The organism is Lysobacter sp. DMC104 (assembly GCF_056313665.1).
Genome location: NZ_JBQUZW010000011.1, coordinates 142717 through 161588, shown reverse-complemented (window position 1 = coordinate 161588; position 18872 = coordinate 142717). Strand labels below are relative to the sequence as shown.

Sequence of the window (18872 nt, the reverse complement as noted above, 5' to 3'; positions counted from 1 at the left end):
GTCCCGCTTCGCCATGTCCCCGTCCTCGACCGGAGTGCCCGCCGTGATCGCCCGCCTGATCGCCCACCTGTTTCGCCCCAGCGAGACCGCGCTGCTGCACGAGCGCAGCCCGGGCGGCCGCGCCCGGCCGCAGTGGCTGCCGCTGCTGATGCTGGTGTGGTCGATCTGGATCTTCCTCACCCCGAAGTACGCCGGGCTGTCGCTGTCGACCTGGCTGCCGCCGACGCTGGCCAGCTATGCCGTATTCCTCGCGCTGTACTGGCGCGCGTATTTCCGCGATCGCCGGCATCTGTACGTGCTGGCGCTGGGCATGGGCGCACTGGCCGGCGCGCTGACGCCGGTGAATCCGGGCGCGCAGGGGTTCCTGATCTACGCCTGCGCCTTCCTCGGCTTCACGCTGCCGGGCCGGCGCGCGGTGGCCACGATGGTCGCGCTGCATGTGCTGTACGCGATCGAATGGCTGTGGCTGGGCATCCCGGTGGTGTACCTGTTCAGCAGCACCGTGGTCGGTCTTGCGGTGGGGCTGATGAACCTCAGCTTCGCCCGCCGCATGCAGGCCGACGCCGCGCTGCGCCTGAGCCACGACGAAGTGCGCCGGCTCGCGGCGCTGGCCGAGCGCGAACGCATCGGCCGCGACCTGCACGATCTGCTCGGTCACACGCTGTCGCTGGTGGCGCTGAAGAGCGAACTCGCCGGCAAGCTGCTGCAGCGCGGCGATTCCCCGCAGGCACGCGAGGCCGCGCGGCGCGAGATCGATGAAGTCAGCCGCGTGGCGCGCGAGGCGCTGGCGCAGGTGCGCGCCGCGGTCACCGGCATCCGTGCGGTCGGCATCGCCGCCGAACTGGCGTCGGCCAAGCTGCTGCTGGAAAGCGACGGCATCGCGTTCGACGCGTACATCGCGCCCGAATGCCTCGATGGCGGCGTGCTGCCGCCGGCGGCCGAGGCGCCGCTCGCGCTCACGCTGCGCGAGGCGGTGACCAACATCCAGCGCCACGCCCGCGCCCGCAGCGCCCGCGCCGTGCTGGCGATCGAAGGCGACGCGGCAGTGCTGCGCGTGTCCGATGACGGCCGCGGCGGCGCCGATGCGCCGGGCAACGGCCTGACCGGGATGCGCGAGCGGCTGGAAGCGGTCGACGGGCGTCTGAGCATCGATTCCCCGCGCGGCGGCGGCACCCGGATCGAGGCGCGGGTGCCGCTGCACGCATCAGTGGCGCAGGCGCCCGACACACCCGCGACCGGCGCGGAGGTGGCCGCATGATCCGCATCCTGCTCGCCGAAGACCAGGCGATGGTGCGCGGCGCGCTCACCGCGCTGCTGTCGCTGGAGACCGACATCGAAGTGCTGGGCGCCGCCGCCGACGGCGAGGCCGCGTGGCGCGAGCTGCAGCGGCTGAAGCCCGACGTGTTGGTCACCGACATCGAGATGCCCGGCCTGACCGGGCTGGAACTGGCGCAGCGCGTGCAGCGCCATGAACTGCCGACGAAGGTGGTGATCGTGACCACGTTCGCGCGCGCCGGTTTCCTGCGTCGCGCGCTGGACGCCGGCGTCTGCGGCTATCTGCTGAAGGACGCGCCGGCCGAGGAACTCGCCGAGGCGCTGCGCAAGGTCCATCGCGGCGGCCGCGCGATCGATCCGCAGCTCGCGCTGGAAGCGTGGTCCGAGCAGGACCCGCTGACCGATCGCGAACGCCGCGTGCTGCGGCTCGCTGGCGAAGGCCTGTCGGCGAACGAGATCGCCGCGCAGCTCAACCTCTCGCACGGCACCGTGCGCAACTACCTGTCCGAGGCCATCGGCAAGCTCGGCGTCGGCAACCGCATCGAGGCCTACCGCCTCGCGCGCCAGAAGGGCTGGCTGTGAGCCTCGCCGTCGCCCGCACCCGTACCGGGCCACCGTCCGGCTGATCGCCGGCCGCTGCCTCTCATTTCCACGCGTTCGACCCTCGCCGGTCGCGGTCACATCCGCGGCCCCGGGTCGTCCTGTGCCCTTGTCCCTGCCTTCCATCCCGAGGAACTCGCCATGCGCACCCCGACCACGCTTCCGACCACGACCCCGCGCCGCCCGGCGCGCAACGCCGCCGGCTTCGCCATCGCCGTCGCCATCGCGACCGCGGTGCTCTCCGGCCACGGCCACGCCGCCGCGCCCGCACCGCGCGATGCCGACCCCGCGAACGACGTCCTGATCCGCGACGCCCGCGTGTTCGACGGCACCCGCGTGCGGCCCGCCGCCGACGTGCTGGTGCTCGACGGCCGCATCGCCGCGGTCGGCGCACGCCTCGCCGCGCCGGCCGGCGTCGCCGTGGTCGACGGCCGCGGCAAGACGCTGCTGCCCGGCCTGATCGACAGTCACACCCACAGCTGGGGCGACGCCCGCCGCGACGCGCTGCGCTTCGGCGTCACCAGCGAACTCGACATGATGGGCGACTGGCACCGCCTGCCCGAGTTGAAGACGCAGCGCGCGTCGCTGGCGCGCACCGACGAGGCCGACCTGTGGAGCGCCGGCGCCGCGGTCACCGCACCCGGCGGCCATGGCACGGAGTACGGCATCAAGGTGCCGACGCTCGCGCCCGGCGACCGCGCCGACGCCTTCGTCGCCGCGCGCGTCGCCGAGGGGGCCGACTACGTGAAGATCATCGTCGAGGACTTCAGCGCCTACAGCGACACGCACCGCCTGCCCACGCTCGACGCGGCGCAGACCCGCGACGCCATCGCTGCCGCGCACGCGCGCGGCAAGCTCGCGGTCGTGCACGTCTCGCGCCTGCGCGATGCGCGCGCCGCGGTCGATGACGGTGCCGACGGTCTGGTGCACATCGTCGGCGAACCCGTCGACGCCGCGTTCGTCGACGCGGCGAAACGTCATCGCGCGTTCGTGGTGCCGACGCTGTCGGTGCTCGGCACGATCGCGCATGCCGGCGAAGGTGCACGCCTCGCCGACGACGCGGCGCTGAAGCCGTGGCTCGCCGACAGCCAGCGCGACGCGCTGCGTGGCGGCTTCGGCAGCGGCGACGCGCACCCGAAGGTGCTGGCCGACGCCATCGCCGACGTGCGCATGCTGCATGCGGCCGGCGTCGACATCCTCGCCGGCACCGACGCCGGCAATCCCGGCACCACCCACGGCGCCAGCCTGCACGGCGAACTCGACCTGCTGGTGCGCGCGGGCCTCACGCCCGTGCAGGCGCTGGCCGCGGCCACGTCGGTGCCCGCGCGACGCTTCCACCTCGACGACCGCGGCCGCATCGCGCCCGGACTGCGCGCCGACCTGCTGCTGGTCGACGGCGATCCCGCCACCGACATCCTCGCGACGCGTCGCATCGTGACTGTGTGGAAGAACGGCTACGCCGTCGCCCGCGTCGAACCGAAGGCGGTGACGGCGCCGGCCGGCGCGGCGATCCCCGCCGACGGCCGCATCGACGACTTCGAGGGCAGCGCCACCGCGGCCGGCGGCATGACCCCGGCGAAGTTCGGCGCCGGCTGGACCGCGACCACCGACCAGATGGCCGGCGGCCATTCCGAGGTGACGCTGGCGCGCGCAGGCGGCGCGCTCTCGCTGCGCGGTGAGCTGAAATCCGGCTTCGCGATGCCGTGGGCCGGCGCGATGTTCTTCCCCGGCCCGCAGCCGATGACGCCGGCCGATTTCGGCAGCCGCAAGGCGCTGGTGTTCCGCGTCCGCGGCGACGGCCGCACCTACGCCGCGATGCTGTTCTCCGGCGCGCAGCTCTCGGGCATGCCGGCGATCCAGCCGTTCGTCGCCGGCAAGGACTGGGCCGAGGTGCGCCTGCCGCTGTCGGGTTTCGCCGGCGCCGACCTCGCCCGCGTCCGCGGCCTCGCCTTCACCGCCAGCCAGGCCGAAGGCGCGTTCGCGTTCGAGCTCGACGACGTGCGGGTGGAGTGACGCGGCGCCGCCGACGGCCCGCCGCGATGCGGGCCGTTCGTCGCCCGGGCCTTGGTCGTTTCGGGGCGCAACCTGATACTCCAAAGGTCAACTCATCAAGATCGGAAAAGTGGAGAACGCATGGAGTCGATGGCGATCAAGCGGCACAAGAAAAGATTTCTGGAGCTTGAGGATGAGTTGGCGACTCATCTTGCTGCTTCGGCCATCGCGAAGCTCCCTCAGGATCGCAATATTGATTCGGTAGCGGCGGATATCTTCTTGAATTGGACAACAAAAGCAAGAAGCCTGATTGCCAGTTCATGCGGGAAGGGTTCTGAGCACTACGACATCTTTGTCGAGGCAATACGACCTCGTCAGGAAGAAAGCCAGTTAAGGGCGCTAATTCGGCTTCTTCCAATATTCATGGCAATCAAGAGCGACTATGAAAATGGTTACGCGACTCCGCTGGTAGCCATGGCTCAAGCTGAGGTTTTTGAAGATGCATTGGATCAGGCGGAGGAATTATTCTCGAACAAATATTTGATACCGGCAGCGGTGATTGCCGGCACCGTGCTTGAGACTTTCTTGAAAGTGCAGTGTCATTCGAAGGGTATCTCTGCAAAAAAATTGAACGATATGAATGTCGGTCTTGCAAAAGCTGGCGTCCACAGCGCCGCAGATCAAAGACTCATCGAATTTTTTGCCAGGGTAAGGAACAGCGCAGCTCATGGAGAGGAAATCGAAGAGCGTCATGTCAAACAGATGATAGAAGGCATCCGGCTTCACGTCCGACGGCGACCGGCCTGACTGTTTCGGATGTAAGGGCTACGGATTTTGTGACCCCTGCCATCGGTTGGGACGCCGGCGGTCGCATCCGCCTTGCGATCCCCGCCGTATGGCCCCATGACCCTCCTTCGTCCCCCACGGCGCCCCCGCATGCCCTCGATCACGATCACCCCCGCTCCTGCCGCAGCGGCAGCCGCTTCCGCGCCGCCCGCGCTCGCCGTCGAAGGCCTCGGCAAGCGGGTCAAGCTGCCGGGCAGCGAGCTGACCATCCTCGACGGTGTCGACTTCCGCATCGCCGCGGGCGAGCGCATCGCGGTCGTCGGCGCGTCGGGCTCGGGCAAGAGCACGCTGCTGGCGCTGATGGCGGGGCTGGACACGCCGACCTCGGGCCGGGTGCTGCTGGACGGCGCGCCGCTGTCGTCGCTGGACGAGGACGGCCGCGCGAAGGTCCGCGGCGAGAAGGTCGGCTTCGTGTTCCAGAGCTTCCAGCTGCTGCCGTCGCTGACCGCGCTGGAGAACGTGATGCTGCCGCTGGAGCTGCGCGGCGATGCCGATCCGGAAGCGCCGGCGCGGGCGATCCTCGAACGCGTGGGTCTGGGCGAACGTCTCGGCCACTATCCGCGGCAGCTGTCCGGCGGCGAGCAGCAGCGCGTGGCGCTGGCGCGCGCGTTCGTGACCCGGCCGGCGCTGCTGTTCGCGGACGAGCCCACCGGCAACCTCGACACGCGCACCGGCGCGGCGATCGTCGACCTGCTGTTCGGCCTGAATGCCGAGGCCGGCACCACATTGGTGCTGGTGACGCACGACGCCCGGCTGGCCGAACGCTGCGACCGCGCGCTGCGCCTCGACGGCGGCCGGCTGGTGTCGGCATGAGGACGCTGGCGCTCGCGTGGCGCCAGCTGCGCCGCGACCTCGCCGCCGGCGACATCCGTATCCTGATCGCCGCGCTGGTGCTGGCGGTCACCGCGGTGACGTCGGTCGGGTTCGTCACCGATCGCGCCGAACGTGCGCTGGCGATCGAGGCCAACCGCCTGCTCGGCGGCGACGCGGTGGTGCGCGGCGACGCGCCGATCGCCGGGAAGATCCGTGCCGCCTCGGCCGCGCCCGGGCTCACGCGCACCGACATCGCCGAACTGCCGACGATGATCCGGCTCGGCCGCGGCGACACGGCGAAATTGAAGCTCGGCGAACTGCGTGCACTCGGCGCCGGTTTCCCGCTGCGCGGCAGTTTCCGCATCCGTGACGCCGCGGGCGAACGCACCGTCGCGCACGGGCCCGGGCCGGGTGCGCTGTGGCTGAGCCGCGCCGGCGCCGATGCGCTGGGCGCGAACGTCGGCGACGTCGTCGCGCTCGGCGCGTCGGAATTCACGCTGGCCGCGCTGGTGCTGCAGGAACCCGACGGTGCCGCCGACTACTTCAACGTCGCGCCGAAGGTGTTCGTGGCGCTGGACGATCTCGCCGCGACCGGGCTGGTGCAGCCGGGCAGCCGCATCGACTACCGGCTGGTGGTCGCCGGCGACGCCGCGGCGGTCGAAGGCTTCACCCGCACTGCGCGCGCCGCGCTCGGCCGCGGGCAGCGGCTGGAGACGATCGCCGACGCGCGCCCGGAGATCCGCTCCGCGCTGGATCGCGCCGGCCGCTTCCTCGGCCTCGCCGCGCTGGTGTCGGTGGTGCTGGCCGCGGTCGCGGTGGCGATGGCCGCGCGCCGGCACAGCGAGCGGCATCTCTCCGGCGCGGCGGTGATGCGCTGCCTCGGCGCCAGCCAGCGCACGCTGGTGGCGATCCACGTCGGCGAACTCGCGATCCTCGGCGTGATCGCGAGCCTGGTCGGCGTCGCGATCGCGTTCGCGCTGCAGTGGGCCGTCGGCGCGTGGCTGGCCGATGCGCTGAAGGTCGCGATCCCGCCGGCCGGTTTCGCGCCGGCGTTGCAGGGCCTGGGCGTGGGCCTGGTCGTGCTGCTCGCGTTCGGCGCGCCGCCGGTCGTCGCGCTGCGCCGCGTGCCGGCCCTGCGCGTGCTGCGTCGCGACCTCGACGCCGCCGAACCCGCGGCGTGGGCGGTCGCGCTGGCCGGGTTCGCCGGTCTCGCCGCGCTGCTGTGGTGGCAGGCCGGCTCGGCCGTGCTCGGGCTGACCATGCTCGCCGGCATCGCGCTCACGCTGGGCGCGCTGGCGGGCATCGCGTATGCGCTCATCCTGCTGGTGCGTCGCCTGCGCGGTCGCCTGCGCGGCAGCCTGCGCTACGGGCTGGCGAACGTCAGCCGCCGCGCCGGCGCCAGCATCGCGCAGGTGTCGGCGCTGGGGCTCGGGCTGATGGCGCTGCTGCTGCTGACCTTCGTGCGCACCGACCTGCTCGATCGCTGGCGCGTGTCGCTGTCGGCGGACGCGCCCAACCGCTTCATCGTCAACGTGCAGCCCGACCAGATGGACGGCCTGCGCGCGTACGTGGCGGGTCAGGGCATCGCGCCGCCGACGCTGTATCCGATGATCCGCGCGCGCTTCGTCGGCTACAACGGCCGCGCGGTCACCGGCGCCGATTTCGCCGCGCGCGGCGAGCAGGCGAAGCGCATGGCCGAGCGTGAGTTCAACCTGTCGATGGCCGATGCCATGGGCAAGGACAACAGCATCGTCGCCGGCAAATTGTGGCCGCCCCGCAAGCTCGCGACGCCGGAGATCTCGGTCGAAGAGAAATTCGCCGAATCGCTGGGCTGGAAGCTCGGCGACCGCATCGCGTTCGACATCGCCGGGCAGCGCTTCGAGGCCACGCTCACCAGTCTGCGCAAGGTCGAGTGGGAAAGCTTCCGCCCGAACTTCTTCGTCGTCGCCTCGCCCGGTGCGCTGGACGGCTACGCCGCCAGCTACATCACCGCGGTGAAGGTGCCGGCGACCGTGCCGCACTTCACCGCCGGGTTGGTCGAGCGCTTCCCCAACCTCACCGTGGTCGACGTCGACGCGATCCTCGCGCAGGTGCGCAGCATCGGCGACCAGGTGGCGACGGTGGTGCAGGTGGTGTTCTGGTTCTCGCTCGCCGCCGGCGTGCTGGTGCTGATGGCGGCGGTGAGCGCCAGCCAGGACGAGCGCCTGCGCGAAGGCGGGGTGATGCGCGCGCTGGGTGGAAGCCGCCGGCAATTGCGGCTGGCGCAGGCGTCGGAGTTCGCGGCGATCGGGTTGCTGTCGGGCCTCGTCGCCGCGGTCGCCGCCAGCGTGCTGGCCGGCGTCGTCGCCACCCGCGTGTTCGACCTGCCGTGGAAGATCGACTGGGCGATGGCCGCCACCGGCGCCGGCCTCGGCCTGCTCGCGGCGCTGGTCGCCGGCCTGTTCGCCACGCGCCGCGTGCTGGATGTCGCGCCGTCGGTGACGCTGCGCGAACTGGACGCCTGATCGTCGTCCTTCCGGCTCGGTAGAGCGGCCTTCAGGCCGCTGCTTTCCAAACTCTCTAGCAGCGGCCTGAAGGCCGCTCTACCGAAGCGTCACCGCGGCCTCACTCCTCCGCGAAGCGTGCCAGTTCGTCGAGTTCGGCCTGCGCGCGGCGCAGGCTGTTGCCGGCGGCCGCGTCGTCGAGGCGTTTCGCGAGCAGTTCGCGACCCGGCCGGCGTACCCAGCGCAGGAACACGAGCGTCGCGACCAGGCCGAGCGCGCCGCTCGCGAACCAGCCCCAGGCCGCGAGCGGCAGCGACGCGCCGACGGCCGCGTGCGCATGCAGCGACAGCAGGATCACGGGCGGCACCATCCACAGCACCCACCACGGCAGACCGACCACCAGCCCGCCGACGATGTAGGCGCGACGCAGCTTCGCGAGCCGGCGCTGCAGTTCCAGCACCGGGAGGCTGCGATCGATGCCGGCGATGCCTTCGAGCACGACGATGCCGGCGATGGTGGTGGCAATGCCGTAGACCAGCACCAGCAGGCCGCTGGCGATCACCGTCGGCAGGGCGGGGAGGTGCCGCCAGATCCACACGCCTGCGAGCGTCGAAGCGATGCCGAACGCGACCTGCGCCACCTGTCCCCGGAACAGCGGGCGCAGACTGGACTGGATGCGGCTGGTCTTCTGTTCGCGGAGGATCGCGTGCTGGAGCGCGTTCTGCTGCTGCAACCGGCGGTCCAGCGTCTGCCAGGCCTGCTTGAGTTCGTCGAGTTCCATGCGGGTATCCATCGTGGGTGTCTGCCTTGGAAAGGGTCCGGGCGATGCCGGCAGGGTCTTGGCCGGCGCGGTCAGGAGGCGTCGCCGTCCGCGAGCTGCTCGCGGATGCGCTGCTTGAGCCGGTTGAGCTTGGTTGACACGTTGCTTTCGGTGATGCCGAGCACGTCGGCGATCTCGCGCTGGCTGCGTTCGTCCAGCCACAGCAGCAACAGCGCGCGGTCGAGCGGCGGTTGGCGGTCGATCACCGCGTACAGCGCGCGCACGCGCTTCTCGTCGTGGTCGCCGTCCTCCACCACGAGCGCCGGATGGCTGTCGTGGTCGTCGATCGACTCCTGCGGCGCACGGCGCGCGTCGCTGCGGACATGCGAGATCGCCACGTTCAGCGCGATCCGGTACATCCAGGTGGTGAAGGATCGCGCCGGGTCGTAGCCGGGGAACGCACGCCACAGCTGCGCCGCGATCTCCTGCACCAGGTCCTGGCGATCGTCGGGATGGCGGCAGTAGGTGTTCGCGACCTTGAACACGATGCCGCGATGCGCGTCGAGCAGGTCGGCGAAGCGGGTCCGGGTCACGTCCATGGGGGCATCGGCGGCGATCACGGCAGGCATCGGAAGCGGAGGATGCTCACATGATTCGCGGCGGCGGGGGAAACCTCACACCCGGCCGCCTACAATGGGCGGCCGCTCCCGCTTCCTGCCTCCGTCCCGCGTTTTCCCGTGACCGCCGCCGATCCCGCGCTCGAAGTCCTGATGCTGCCGTTCGCCGCGGGCGATCTCGCGTGGCCGGCGACCGGCGGCGCGCTGTTCCTGCGCGCCCGCGACGGCTGGCCGCTGCGCGCCGTCGCGCGCGACGGTCTCGTCTGCGAACAGGGTTTCCGGCCGCAGGCCGATGCGCTGGAACGTTCGGGCTGGACGGTGCGCGATCCCGGCGATGATGACGCCACGACCTTCCCGTTGGTGCTCGCGCTGCCGCCTCGCCAGCGCGATGAGGCGCGCGCCTTGCTCGCACGCGCCGTGCGTGCCTGCGCACCCGGCGGCATCGTGGTGGTCTGCGCGACCAACGACGAAGGCGCGAAAACGCTGGAAGGCGATCTGAAACGACTGGCCGGACTGTCCGGCATGCTCTCGAAGTATCATTGCCGCGTGGCGTGGTCGCGGATCGATCCGGCCGCGGTCGATGCGGCCTTGCTCGATGCGTGGTCCGCGCTTGATGCGCCGCGCGCGATCGCCGACGGCCGCTTCGTCAGCCGCCCGGGCGTGTTCGCATGGGATCGCATCGATGCCGCGTCGGCGCTGCTCGTGGCGCAGCTGCCGGCCGATCTCGCCGGACGCGCCGCCGATCTCGGCTGCGGCTACGGGTTTCTGTCCGTCGAGCTGCTGGCGCGCTGTCCGGGCATCGTCTCGCTGGACCTGTACGAGGCCGAGGCGCGTGCGCTCGAGCTCGCCCGCCACAATCTCGCCGCAGCGCGCGTGCCGGTGGCCTTTCACTGGCATGACGTGACCGCGGGCCTGCCGGCGCGCTACGACGTCATCGTCACCAATCCGCCGTTCCACGCGCAGGGTCGCGCCGATCGCCCCGACATCGGCCGCGCGTTCATCGCGGCCGCGGCCGATGCACTGCATGCGGGCGGGCGATTGTGGCTGGTGGCGAACCGCCATCTGCCGTACGAGGACGTCCTCGGCGCGCGGTTCGCCAGTGTGCGCACCGTCGCGCAGGCGCAGGGTTTCAAGGTGATCGAGGCGATCAAACGATGAAGACAAGACGTTGAGGGCGCGACCTTGAGGATGATCCGATGAAACTCCTGCGCCGCATCGCCAATCTCGGTTACGGCACCCGCAAGCAGGTCACGGCGCTGTTCCGCGAGGGCCGCGTGACCGACGTGAACGGCGACGTGCTGTACGCCGACGACGAACTCGACGTGCACGCGCGGCACGAGGACGTGCGCATCGACGGCGAGCCGCTGGATCCCGCGCCGGGCCTGCTGCTGATGCTGCACAAGCCCGTCGGCGTGACCTGTTCGACCAAGGACCAGGGCCGGCTCGTGTACGACCTGCTGCCGCCGCGCTTCCGCCTGCGTGATCCGCTGCTGTCGACCGTGGGCCGGCTGGATCGCGAGACCAGCGGCCTGCTGCTGTTCACCGACGACGGCGCGCTGCTGCACCGGATCATCTCGCCGAAGGCGGAATTGCCGAAGGTCTACGACGCGACGCTGGCGCATCCGCTGCGTGGCGATGAGGCGGCGATCTTCGCCAGTGGCACGTTGATGCTCGAATCCGAAACCAAGCCGCTGCTGCCGGCGGAACTCACCGTGCTCGACGACGGCCGCGCACGGCTGGTGCTGCACGAGGGCCGCTACCACCAGGTGCGGCGCATGTTCGCCGCGGTCGGCAACCATGTCGAGGCCCTGCATCGGCCGCAGGTGGGCGGCCTCGCGCTGGATGATCTCGAAGCGGGGCAGTGGCGTGTGCTCGACGAGGACGACCGCCGTCGCCTGTTCGCCGCCGGAGACGAGGCGTGAGCCTGCGCGCCGCGCCCATCCCGTTCGCGCCCGAGGCGCTGCTGTTCGACATGGACGGGCTGATGATCGACAGCGAGCGCGCGATCCTCGCCTGCTGGCGCGAGGCTGCGGCCGATCTCGGCCTGTCGGTCTAAGGCGACCTGTGGATGCGCATGATCGGCATGCACGACACCGACTGTGTCGCGTTGATGCGGCAGACGATGCACGCGGATGAAGTCCACGCGCTGCAGCAGGGCTGCTACGCCCGTTATCACGCACGCGTGGAGGCCGGTTTGCCGCTGATGCCGGGTGTGCGCACCGTGCTCGACGACGTGGCACTCCGTGCGTTGCCGCGCGCGGTGGTGACGTCCACGCGACGCGAACGCGCGACGCAGAAGCTCGCCACCTGCGGACTCGCGCATTACTTCGAGGTGGTGGTCACCGGCAGCGACGTCGAACGCCCGAAGCCGGCGCCGGAAGGCTATCTCAAGGCCGCCGCCGCGCTCGGTGTCGATCCAGCGCGCTGTGTCGTGTTCGAGGATTCGTCGGTCGGCGTGCGCGCCGCGCTGGCGGCGGGGATGACGCCGATCCAGGTCCCCGACCTCGTGCCGCCGGACGCGGCGACGCGGGCGCTGGGGCATCGCGTCGCCGCGTCGTTGGCCGACGCCTACGCACTGGTCGCGTTGACGTAGCGCACGCCGCGCGCCGCGTCGCGCGTCACTCCGCGTCGAGCAGTTTGCGCAGGCCGTCGAGGCCGAGGCGTTCCATCGTGTCGAGGTTGCGCTGCACGATCGCATCCGGGTCGGGATAGGCCGCGACCGCGCGATCGAGGCTGGCTTCGCGGATCAGGTGCAGGGTCGGATACGGCGCGCGGTTGGTGCCGTTGCCCGGGTCGTCGGGGGCGGTGTCGGCGAACTGGTATTGCGGATGGAAGCTGGCGACCTGCAGCACGCCTTCGAGGTCCAGCGCCTCGACCACCATGTCGACGCGGTCGAGGAAGTCGTTGTAGTCGAGGAAGTCGGTCAGCACGCGCGGATGCACCAGCAGCGTGGTGTCGATCTCGTCGGCCGGCGTGTCGCGCAGGCGCAGCAGTTCCTCGGCCAGTTCCTCCAGCAGATCGTCTTCGAGTTCGGCGTCGCTGAGCACGAACCGCACCTGCTGCTTGACGTGCACCGACTTGGCGAACGGGCACAGGTTCAGCCCGATCACCGCGCGCTCCAGCCAGCGACGGGTGGCGGCGATTTCGGGGGCGTCGTCGGCCGGCGCGGCGTCCACGTCGCTCAATCCCGGAAGTTGTCGAACTGCAGCGGCCGCTCGAAGGTCTGGCCGCGCAGCAGCGCGATCGCCGCCTGCAGGTCGTCGCGCTTCTTGCCGGTGACGCGCAGCTTGTCGCCGTTGATCTGCGAGTCGACCTTGAGCTTGGCGTCCTTGATCGCGGTCTGGATCTTCTTCGCGAGGTCGCGCTCGATGCCCTGCTTGACCGTGATCTTCTGGCGCGCGCCGGCGAGGTTGGTCTCGATGTCGGCGAACTCGAGGCAGCGCGCGTCGATGCTGCGCGCGATCAGCCGGGCACGCAGGATCTCGGTCATCTGCTGCAGCTGGAATTCGCTGGGCGCCGACTGCGTGATCAGCTTGTCGTCGAGCACGAACTTCGCGTCGACGTTCTTGAAGTCGAAGCGGTTGGCCAGTTCGCGATTGGCCTGGTCGACGGCGTTGGTCAGCTCGTGGACGTCGACTTCGGAAATGATGTCGAAAGAGGGCATGGCGGTGCGTGCAGGTCGTGGGGCGCACAGGGTAGCCGATGTCGGGCGGGCCTTGGCCCGCCATTGCGGCTTCTCCGATCGCCGCGTCAGGCGATCGAAGCCGTTTCGATCATCGTCTGAAGCGACCCGATGACTCGCAATGGCGGGCCAGGGGCCCGCCCGACGTCACCGCTTCACCAGCTCCACGCGGCGGTTCTGCGCGCGGCCGTCCTCGGTGCCGTTGTCGGCGACCGGCTTGTCCTGGCCGAAACCCTGCGACGCCAGTCGCGCCGGGTCCACGCCCAGCCCGACCAGCGCGCCCAGCACGCTGCGGGCGCGGGCGGCGGACAGGTCCTTGTTGTGTGCCGGCGTGCCGGTGTTGTCGGTGTGGCCTTCGATCGACAGCTTCAGCGCCGGATCGGCGGCCAGCAGCTTGTTGATCTCCTCGACGATCGGCTGCGCGTCCGGGCGCAGGGTCGCCTTGTCGGTGTCGAAGTTGATGTGCAGCGCGACGCGGCCGTCCTTGTCGATCGCCTGCTTCATCGCCGCGGCGTCGAGGAAGCCCAGCGACTGCTTCATGCCTTCCTTCTCCAGCACGACGACGAAGCCGTGGACCGGGAACACGCCGGTGCTGACGTCGATCCACCATTCCTTGCCGCCCTGGCGCAGCAGGTAGGTGTCGTGGTGGTAGTCCGGCACCTGCGGCGCGGCATAGTTGGTCTTCTCCAGCACGTCGCGGCCGCCGGCGGCGTCCATCACCGGGTAGGTGTACTGGGTGTCGTTGATCTTCTTCGCGCCCAGCGCCAGCGCGGCGTTCTCGTAATTGCGCAGGAATTCGGTCTCGGTGTACGTGCGCTTGCCGCCGGCGAGGTTGAAGCGGTCGTGGAAGATCTTCCCTTCCACCGGCACGGCCTTGCCGCCGGCGAGGAAGAACTGGCGGTCGAAATTCACGAGCTTGTCCTTCTCGTCGAAGGTGCTTTCCATGCCCTCGGGGATCGCGAAGAACGGGAACGGCGGCAGCGTGGCGGTGCTTTCGGGGACGCTGGCGGGGTCGAAGTCGGCCGCCGGGGCGGGTGCGGCTGGTGCCGGGGCCGGCGCGGGTTCGGCGGTGGGGGCGGTCACCGGGGCAGCGGCGGGCGCGGCGGCATCGGGGGCAGGTGCCTCGCGCTTGCAGGCGGGCAGCGCGAGCAGGCAGGACAGCAGGCAGGACAGCGACAGTGCGCGCGCGGCGTTCGGCGACATGGGGCAGGGCTCCGGCAGGAAACGGATCGGGACGGAAGGGCGGGACGCAGTGTAGAACGCCGGAAACCGGCCCTGCCGGTCGGGCGGACACGGTGTTCCGCCCTGGCGGGGTGGTGCGGGGGGGCGGGGGCGGGCATCCTGTGCCGATGTCCCTCCCTCCCGTTCCCGCCCGACACCCGTGGGGCGCGGCCCTGCGCATGCTGGCCGCCGTCGGTTTCTTCGCGCTGATGGATGCCGGCCTGAAGCTGCTGTCGGCGCGGTATCCGCCGTTCCAGGTCGCGTCGCTGCGCGGGGCGTCGTCGTTGCCGTTCGTGCTGGTCTGGGCGCTGGCGACGGTGGGGCCCGGGCGCCTGCTGCGCATCCGCTGGCCGCTGCACCTGCTGCGCGGCGTGCTGGGCGTGCTGATGATGGTGTCGTTCGTCTACGCGCTGCGCACGCTGCCGCTGTCGACCGCCTACACCTTGTTCTTCGTGGCGCCGATGATGATCACCGCGCTGTCGGTGCCGGTGCTGGGCGAACGGGTCGGGCCGCGGCGCTGGGCGGCGATCGCGGTCGGTTTCGCCGGCGTGATGGTGGTGCTGCGGCCGACCGGCGAGGGCGTGCTCACGCTGGCCGGCGTGGCGGTGCTGGTGTCGGCGCTGGGGTATGCGGTGTCGGCGATCACCGTGCGGGTGCTGAGCCGCACCGACAGCAGCCAGTCGATGGTGGTCTGGCTGCTGGTCTGCATGGCGACCGGGGCCGGTGCGCTGGCGCTGCCGCACTGGGTGCCGGTGGCGGCGTCGGACCTGTGGATCATCGCCGGCGTCGGCCTGGCCGGGGCGCTGGGGCAGTACTTCGTGACCGAGGCCTTCCGCCTCGGCGAGGCGTCGTCGATCGCGCCGCTGGAGTACACCGCGCTGCTGTGGGGCGTGCTGCTCGACTTCGGTCTGTGGCACGTGCTTCCGGACGGCATCACCTGGGTGGGCGCCGGGATCATCGTCGCCAGCGGCCTGTACCTGCTGCACCGGGAACGGGTCCATCTGGAGGCCGAACACCCCTGAGCGGCTGTCCGCCCCGCCGCCCGTCCTGCGTATTGCTCCGGTTGTCACGTCACCCAACCGTCACCCGGAGTCCCGCCGATGTCCCGCAAGCTTCCGTTCGCCAAGTCCGCCCTCGTCCTCGGCCTCGCCGCCGCCGGCACCGTTGCCGTGGCCTGGGCCGCCCAGTCCCGGGCCCCGCTGCGTGCCGATCCGCCGCGCGGCGTGGCCGCCGACCTGCAGAACTACGCCCAGCAGCGCCTGCTGGCCAAGCGCGCCGCCGCCCAGGGCAAGATCGCGCCGACCGGGCGTACCGCCGTCGCCACCAAGCTGGCCCCGCCGCTGTACCCGGTGACCACCGACGAGGTCTACGACGTCGACTCCTTCGGCCGCAACGTCCGCTGGCTGGGCCTGGCCAGCGCCTTCATCAACGTGCAGACCGGCTGCCCCAAGCCGACCACGCCGGACGAGTACTGCCAGGAGCTCAACGCCACGCCGGGCGCCACCACCAGCTTCGCCTTCAACGACGCCGCCCGCATCAAGCTGCCGAAGTACGCCAGCAACTCGCTCCTCTGCTACTGGTTCTCGCCGGTGCTGACCTACACCTGGAGCAACCCGACCGCGAGCCGCGTGATCGGCCAGCTGCGCTTCGTGCCGACGCTGACCATCGAGAACCCGGTGCTGGCCGATCCTTCGCTGATCGACCCGACCACCGGCGTGCCGTTCGGCGGCGTGCTGCAGACCTCGATGACCTCCAGCGAGACCGTGCAGCAGGCGCTGGAAGCCGGCGTGACCCTCAACGAGCGCGAGCGCGATTCCAACGTGTGCATGGCCGGCTTCATCAGCCACAAGTCGCTGGTCGAGAACTACGGCCTGACCCCGGCGCAGGCCGACGACTTCATGGCCAACCCGATGACGGTGAAGCTCAACATCACCGGCAGCACGCGCTACATCTCCACCGCGTCGATGGTGTTCGGCCTGCGCATCGTCGGCGACTGATCCGCACGACACCGGCCGCCGCCGTGCGCGGCGGCCGGGCTGTCCGCTCCGGTCGGGGGGCTGCGTTCTGGTCGGTGCCGTCCCGTCCTCGGCCCAACCTCCGGAGCGCACCACCATGCAACGCAAGCATCTGATCGGCCTCGCCGTCGTCGCGGCCCTCGCCTCGCTCGGCGCCTACGCGCAGCAGCGGGCGCCGTCGAAGCACGACATCGCCGAGGCCGTCTCCTCCGATCTGCCCCACTGGCGCGCCCCCGCGCCCGCCACGCTCGGCGCCCGCGCCGCCGCGGCCAAGGCCACCGGCGTCGCCAAGGCCGCGCCGACCGTCGACGACGTGTACGACGTCGATTCCTTCGGCCGCAACGTGGTCTGGCTGGGCCTGACCAGCGCCTTCGTCACCCTCGGCGACACCTGCCCGACGACCGATCCGGCCGATCCGTCCGAGCACTGCCAGGTCGTCAATCCGGCGCCGGCCACCACCAGCTTCACCTTCGAGGACACCGCGCACATCTACCTGCCGGCGAAGTCCGCGAACTCGCTGCTGTGCTACTGGTTCTCGCCGGTGCTCACCGTCACCTGGAGCAACCCGGGCGCCACCCCGGCGCTGGGCCGCCTGCGCTACAACCCGACGCTGACGATCGAGAACCCGGTGCTCGACAACCCGGCGCTGATCGATCCCACCACCGGCGTGCCGTTCGGCGGCAAGCTGCTGACCGCGATGACCTCCAGCGAGATCCTGGTCATGCCGCTCAACGCCGGCCAGACCGTCACCGAGCGCACCCGCGATTCCACCGTCTGCATGGCCGGCTTCGTGTCCAGGCAGGCGCTGATCGAGAACTACGGCCTGACCGACGCGCAGGCGAAGGAGTTCTTCAAGAAGCCGACGAAGATCCGCCTCAACATCAGCGGGTTCTCGCAGAACGTGTCGTTCGCCTCGATGGTGTTCGGCCTGCGGGTGGTCGGCGACGAACGCTGATCGCGTCCGCCACCGTCCCGCATCGCACGAAGCCCGGCCCCGCGCCGGGCTTCGTCGTTTGCGGCGCTGCATCATGCCGGGCGCACACCGTACGCCGCCGCATTGCGAACTGAATACGTTTTCCCGTCCCGCGGGCGCCGCGAACACGGTTTCGCGACCGTCCGCGGTTGGCGTGCGCGGCCCGCCCGTCCACAATAGGTCTGTCTCCGCGACGCGCGTGTCCGTCCTGCGCGTCGCCTCCCCCCGAGTTCCCGCACAAGGCCACGCCATGACCGCACCGAAGGAAGCCCGCGTTCCCGACATCGGCGATTTCACCAACATCCCGGTGATCGAGCTCCTGGTCCAGGTCGGCGACTCCGTCGCCAAGGACCAGGGCCTGGCGACGCTGGAATCCGACAAGGCGACGATGGAAGTGCCCGCGCCGTTCGCCGGCGTGGTGCGCGAACTGAAGGTGAAGCTCGGCGACACCGTGTCCGAAGGCAGCGTGGTGGCGATGATCGAACCGAGCGAGGCTGGCGAAACTGCCGCGGCGCCCGCTCCCGCACCTGCGCCCGTGGCGCCGCCCGCGCCGGCACCGGTCGCTGCCGCTGCTCCCGCGCCGGTCGCGGCGCCCGCTGCGGCGCCGATGGGCGCCGGCCTGCCGCCGGTGCGCTTCGAGGCCGACGCCGTGCTGCCGGACAAGGTGCCGCACGCCAGCCCCGCGGTGCGCCTGTTCGCCCGCGAACTCGGCGTCGACCTGTCGCGCGTCGCCGGCTCCGCACGCGGTGGCCGCATCACGAAGGAGGACGTGCAGGGCTTCGTGAAGTCGGTGATGCAGGGCGGCGCGTCCGCCGGCGCCGCACCGGCCGCGGCCGGCGGTGGCGGTGGGCTCAACCTGCTGCCGTGGCCGAAGGTCGACTTCGCCAAGTTCGGCGAGATCGAAGTGCGCGAACTGTCGCGCATCAAGAAGCTTTCCGGCGCCAACCTCGCCCGCAACTGGGCGATGATCCCGCACGTCACCCAGCACGACGAGGCCGACATCACCGACCTCGAAGCGCTGCGCGTGCAGCTCAACAAGGAGCACGAGAAGGCCGGCGTGAAGCTGACCATGCTCGCGTTCCTGATGAAGGCCGTGGTGTCGCTGCTGAAGCAGTACCCGGACTTCAACGCCTCGCTCGACGAGACCGGCGAGAAGCTGATGCTCAAGAAGTATTTCCACATCGGCTTCGCCGCCGACACGCCGAACGGGCTGGTGGTGCCGGTGATCCGCGACGTCGACCGCAAGGGCGTGATCGAGATCGCCCGCGAGACCTCGGAACTGGCGAAGAAGGCGCGCGACGGCAAGCTCGGACCGGCCGACATGAGCGGCGGCTGCTTCTCGATCAGTTCGCTGGGCGGCATCGGCGGCACCGGCTTCACCCCGATCGTCAACGCGCCGGAAGTCGCGATCCTCGGCGTGTCGAAGTCGTCGATCAAACCGGTGTGGGACGGCCAGCAGTTCCAGCCGAAGCTGATGCTGCCGCTGTCGCTGAGTTACGACCACCGCGTCATCGACGGTGCCGCCGCGGCGCGTTTCGCCGCCCACCTCGCGCAGCTGCTCGGCGACATGCGCCGCGTGCTGCTCTGATCGGAGG

The 18872-nt window shown here is 70.7% G+C and carries 17 protein-coding genes and 1 pseudogene; 13 read left to right on the top strand and 5 right to left on the bottom strand.

What is annotated here, in order from left to right; translation table 11 throughout:
* Positions 1–43 precede the first annotated feature (43 nt).
* From ACT53R_RS14910 to ACT53R_RS14885, 6 genes are all read left to right on the top strand, one after another.
* Positions 44–1258 carry a sensor histidine kinase gene (locus ACT53R_RS14910; RefSeq protein ID WP_476172684.1) on the top strand — a complete coding sequence of 405 codons (1215 nt, stop codon included), beginning with the start codon at positions 44–46 and terminating at the stop codon, positions 1256–1258.
* The gene (locus tag ACT53R_RS14905; RefSeq protein ID WP_476172683.1) at positions 1255–1857 is read left to right on the top strand and encodes a response regulator transcription factor; all 603 of its coding nucleotides are present in this window, start codon (positions 1255–1257) and stop codon (positions 1855–1857) included. Before ACT53R_RS14910 ends, ACT53R_RS14905 begins: the two co-directional genes overlap by 4 nt.
* Before the next feature lie 159 nt (positions 1858–2016).
* Positions 2017–3888 (top strand): CIA30 family protein, encoded by a 1872-nt coding sequence (locus ACT53R_RS14900; protein WP_476172682.1) that lies wholly within the window; start codon positions 2017–2019, stop codon positions 3886–3888.
* Between the two features lie 120 nt (positions 3889–4008).
* Entirely contained in the window at positions 4009–4674 is a 666-nt protein-coding gene (locus ACT53R_RS14895; RefSeq protein ID WP_476172681.1) for a hypothetical protein, read from the top strand.
* Positions 4675–4803: 129 nt separating this feature from the next.
* Positions 4804–5526 (top strand): ABC transporter ATP-binding protein, encoded by a 723-nt coding sequence (locus ACT53R_RS14890; protein ID WP_476172680.1) that lies wholly within the window; start codon positions 4804–4806, stop codon positions 5524–5526.
* Positions 5523–8030: an ABC transporter permease gene (locus tag ACT53R_RS14885; protein ID WP_476172679.1), complete on the top strand. Its 2508-nt coding sequence runs from the start codon at positions 5523–5525 to the stop codon at positions 8028–8030. The genes ACT53R_RS14890 and ACT53R_RS14885 overlap by 4 nt, the downstream gene beginning before the upstream one ends.
* Before the next feature lie 100 nt (positions 8031–8130).
* Here the strand turns inward: ACT53R_RS14885 and ACT53R_RS14880 are convergent, their stop codons facing one another.
* Entirely contained in the window at positions 8131–8790 is a 660-nt protein-coding gene (locus ACT53R_RS14880; RefSeq protein ID WP_476172678.1) for a hypothetical protein, read from the bottom strand.
* A gap of 71 nt (positions 8791–8861) precedes the next feature.
* Positions 8862–9368 (bottom strand): RNA polymerase sigma factor, encoded by a 507-nt coding sequence (locus ACT53R_RS14875; protein ID WP_476172677.1) that lies wholly within the window; start codon positions 9366–9368, stop codon positions 8862–8864.
* A gap of 171 nt (positions 9369–9539) precedes the next feature.
* On the opposite strand from ACT53R_RS14875, the gene ACT53R_RS14870 reads away from it, so the two are divergent.
* The 3 genes and pseudogenes from ACT53R_RS14870 to ACT53R_RS14860 all read left to right on the top strand — a co-directional run bounded on the left by ACT53R_RS14870 (position 9540) and on the right by ACT53R_RS14860 (position 11979).
* On the top strand, positions 9540–10544 hold the full coding sequence (locus ACT53R_RS14870) for a class I SAM-dependent methyltransferase (protein WP_476172723.1): 1005 nt from the start codon (positions 9540–9542) through the stop codon (positions 10542–10544).
* Between the two features lie 38 nt (positions 10545–10582).
* Positions 10583–11308 carry a pseudouridine synthase gene (locus ACT53R_RS14865; protein WP_476172676.1) on the top strand — a complete coding sequence of 242 codons (726 nt, stop codon included), beginning with the start codon at positions 10583–10585 and terminating at the stop codon, positions 11306–11308.
* A gap of 50 nt (positions 11309–11358) precedes the next feature.
* Positions 11359–11979: pseudogene (locus ACT53R_RS14860) on the top strand (HAD family hydrolase).
* 25 nt (positions 11980–12004) lie between these two features.
* Here the strand turns inward: ACT53R_RS14860 and ACT53R_RS14855 are convergent.
* The 3 genes from ACT53R_RS14855 to ACT53R_RS14845 form a co-directional block, all read right to left on the bottom strand.
* The gene (locus ACT53R_RS14855) at positions 12005–12562 is read right to left on the bottom strand and encodes a DUF1415 domain-containing protein (protein ID WP_476172675.1); all 558 of its coding nucleotides are present in this window, start codon (positions 12560–12562) and stop codon (positions 12005–12007) included.
* A 5-nt stretch (positions 12563–12567) separates the two neighbouring features.
* Positions 12568–13050 (bottom strand): YajQ family cyclic di-GMP-binding protein, encoded by a 483-nt coding sequence (locus ACT53R_RS14850; RefSeq protein WP_476172674.1) that lies wholly within the window; start codon positions 13048–13050, stop codon positions 12568–12570.
* A 165-nt stretch (positions 13051–13215) separates the two neighbouring features.
* Positions 13216–14271 carry an OmpA family protein gene (locus ACT53R_RS14845; RefSeq protein WP_476172673.1) on the bottom strand — a complete coding sequence of 352 codons (1056 nt, stop codon included), beginning with the start codon at positions 14269–14271 and terminating at the stop codon, positions 13216–13218.
* A gap of 197 nt (positions 14272–14468) precedes the next feature.
* Between ACT53R_RS14845 and ACT53R_RS14840 the strand changes: the two genes are divergently transcribed.
* The 4 genes from ACT53R_RS14840 to aceF all read left to right on the top strand — a co-directional run bounded on the left by ACT53R_RS14840 (position 14469) and on the right by aceF (position 18865).
* A complete protein-coding gene (locus ACT53R_RS14840) occupies positions 14469–15311 on the top strand; it encodes a DMT family transporter (protein ID WP_476172672.1) in 843 nt (280 codons plus the stop codon).
* A gap of 78 nt (positions 15312–15389) precedes the next feature.
* Entirely contained in the window at positions 15390–16286 is an 897-nt protein-coding gene (locus tag ACT53R_RS14835) for a hypothetical protein (protein ID WP_476172671.1), read from the top strand.
* Positions 16287–16401: 115 nt separating this feature from the next.
* The gene (locus tag ACT53R_RS14830; protein ID WP_476172670.1) at positions 16402–17259 is read left to right on the top strand and encodes a hypothetical protein; all 858 of its coding nucleotides are present in this window, start codon (positions 16402–16404) and stop codon (positions 17257–17259) included.
* 73 nt (positions 17260–17332) lie between these two features.
* On the top strand, positions 17333–18865 hold the full coding sequence (aceF, locus tag ACT53R_RS14825) for a dihydrolipoyllysine-residue acetyltransferase (RefSeq protein ID WP_476172669.1): 1533 nt from the start codon (positions 17333–17335) through the stop codon (positions 18863–18865).
* Positions 18866–18872: the final 7 nt, after the last annotated feature.